This is a genomic window from Halomonas sp., from assembly GCF_041689495.1.
In the GTDB taxonomy this organism is placed as follows: Bacteria; Pseudomonadota; Gammaproteobacteria; order Pseudomonadales; family Halomonadaceae; genus Halomonas.
Genome location: NZ_JBDNGD010000086.1, coordinates 1 through 1,749, shown reverse-complemented (window position 1 = coordinate 1,749; position 1,749 = coordinate 1). Strand labels below are relative to the sequence as shown.

3 protein-coding genes are annotated in these 1,749 nt (G+C 58.9%); all 3 read left to right on the top strand.

The window, feature by feature from the left end:
• Nucleotides 1–309, top strand: a 309-nt coding sequence (gene lspA, locus ACESMD_RS02725; protein WP_372610112.1) for a signal peptidase II, incomplete at its 5' end; no start/stop codon positions are given.
• Nucleotides 310–327: 18 nt separating this feature from the next.
• On the top strand, nucleotides 328–774 hold the full coding sequence (fkpB, locus tag ACESMD_RS02720; protein WP_372610110.1) for an FKBP-type peptidyl-prolyl cis-trans isomerase: 447 nt from the start codon (nucleotides 328–330) through the stop codon (nucleotides 772–774).
• A gap of 9 nt (nucleotides 775–783) precedes the next feature.
• Complete coding sequence (locus ACESMD_RS02715) at nucleotides 784–1,731, top strand: hypothetical protein (RefSeq protein WP_372610108.1); 948 nt, start codon at nucleotides 784–786, stop codon at nucleotides 1,729–1,731.
• Nucleotides 1,732–1,749 lie beyond the last annotated feature (18 nt).

The window sequence follows — 1,749 nt, the reverse complement described above, 5'->3', positions numbered from 1 at the left end:
TGGCAGCGCTGGTTCTTCGCCGCCGTCGCCGTGGGCGCGAGCATCGGCCTGACCATCTGGATCACCCGGCTCAAGGCGGACGAGACACTGCTGGCGACGGCGTTGGCGGGGATCATCGGCGGGGCACTCGGCAACCTCTATGATCGCCTGGTGCATGGTTATGTCGTGGATTTTCTCTCCTTCCACGTCGCCGGCTGGTACTACCCGGCCTTCAACGTGGCGGATATCAGCATCACCCTGGGCGCCATCGGGCTGATCTGGGAATCGGTGTTCGGCGAAAAGCGCCGGGCGCGTCGACGGCAACACTGAACCATGGCGGAGAAGGTAATGAGTGACTATCGCATCGACGAGGGCATGGACGTGACCCTGCACTTCACCCTGAAGCTGGAAGACGGCACGGTGGTGGATTCCACCCACGACAAGGCGCCGGCCACCTTCCAGGTGGGCGACGGCAACCTGCCGCCCGGCTTCGAGCACCCTCTGAAGGGCCTCACCGCCGGCGCGAGCGGGACCTTCGATATCACCCCGGAGCACGCCTTCGGGCAGCACAATCCGCAGAACGTCCAGATGCTCAAGCGTGATGACTTCAAGGACCTGCCCCCCGAAGTAGGCGCGGTGGTGTCCTTCGCCGATGCCAACGGCAACGAATTGCCCGGGGTGATCAAGGCCATCCACGAGCGGCAGGTGGAAGTGGACTTCAATCATCCCCTGGCAGGGCGTACCCTGACATTTGAAGTCGAAGTCATCGATGTGAAGCCAGCCACCACCCATTGAGGTGGCATCATGAACGAAGAAACAGTCGGCAAGAGTGATTTCGACTCCCCCTGGAAGGAGGCGCTTGAATACTATTTTCCGCAGTTCCTCGAGCTGCTGTTGCCTGAGATACATCGTGAGATCGACTGGCAGCGACCGCATGAGTTTCTCGACAAGGAACTCCAGCAGGTGGTGCGCGACAGCGATGCTGGGCGGCGTCATGCCGACAAGCTGGTCAAGGTCTTCACTCTGGATGGCAGCGAGACATGGGTCCTTATCCACGTGGAGGTGCAGGGTCGGACCGATCACCATTTCAATGCTCGGATGTACCGGTATTACTACCGGCTGCAGGACAAGTATCCCCGTCAGCGCATCGCCAGTGTTGCGATCCTGACCGACGAGGCTGATCATCAAGCCATCGGTTATCATGAGCAGCAACTATGGCAGACTCGACTGACCTTCAGCTTCCCGGTGGTAGAGCTCCAGCGTGTGGGACAGGAGCGCCACCTATTGGAGAACAGTGCCAACCCTTTTGCTGTCATAGTATTGGCTCAGTTGGAGGCACATCGGACCAAAGGTAACGATAAGGATCGGTTGGTCACCAAGTTCGGTCTGATGAAGCGTCTGTATCAGCGTGGCTTCAAGCGGGCCGAGGTATTGGAGTTGTTGCGTTTGATCGACTGGATGCTGGCATTGCCGCCAGCGTTGGAAGAGCAGCTTGAAGCCCAGATGGCTCGCTTCGAGGAGGAAGTCCAGATGTCGTATGTCACATCGTTTGAGCGCATCGCAGAAAAACGCGGAGTGCAGCAGGGCAATGTCAGTGGTCGTGCCCAGATGCTGTTGAAATTGCTGACACTGAAATTCGGCGAGCTTCCCACGGGAATCGAGTCGAAGGTGCGCCATGCCGGGCTCGAACAGCTGGATCTATGGGCCGAGCGTGTTCTGACCGCTAACACCCTGAATGGCATCTTCGACTGAATCTATCGGCTCCAGTGG

Excerpts from the sequence above, each read along its gene's own strand:
- fkpB (WP_372610110.1), top strand. The coding sequence starts at position 328 with ATGAGTGACTATCGCATCGACGAGGGCATGGACGTGACCCTGCACTTC.
- ACESMD_RS02715 (WP_372610108.1), top strand. The coding sequence starts at position 784 with ATGAACGAAGAAACAGTCGGCAAGAGTGATTTCGACTCCCCCTGGAAG.